This is a genomic window from Tardiphaga robiniae (assembly GCF_013359755.1).
Classification (GTDB): Bacteria; Pseudomonadota; Alphaproteobacteria; order Rhizobiales; family Xanthobacteraceae; genus Tardiphaga; species Tardiphaga robiniae.
In genome coordinates, this window is the sequence record NZ_JABMCJ010000066.1 from 1 (window position 1) to 426 (window position 426).

The window sequence follows — 426 nt, forward strand, 5'->3', positions numbered from 1 at the left end:
ACTTACCGCAGCAAAAATAAAGGGAAAGATAAGCGCTCAATAAACCTGTCTGTTTTCCTTAATTCTCTGCTGGCTGATAATCATCACCTGCAGGTTGGCTCCAATTATTTGTATATTCATAAAATCGATGGAAAAACTTTTCTCTTTACCAAAACAAATGACAAGAGTCTGGTTCAGAAGATAAATCGCTCTAAAGCTTCAGTTGAAGATATTAAGAACAGCCTCGCAGATGACGAATCATTGGGATTCCCATCTTTTTTGTTTGTTGAAGGCGACACCATTGGTTTTGCCAGAACTGTTTTCGGGCCGACCACATCCGATCTGACAGATTTTTTAATCGGGAAAGGAATGTCATTAAGCAGTGGAGAGCGCGTTCAGATAGAGCCACTGATGAGGGGAACCACCAAAGACGATGTTATGCATATG

General features: G+C 40.8%; 1 protein-coding gene. It reads left to right on the forward strand.

The features are described from left to right. A partial coding sequence (locus tag HP556_RS03115) for a hypothetical protein (RefSeq protein WP_478134669.1) occupies positions 1-426 on the forward strand: 426 nt, incomplete at both ends.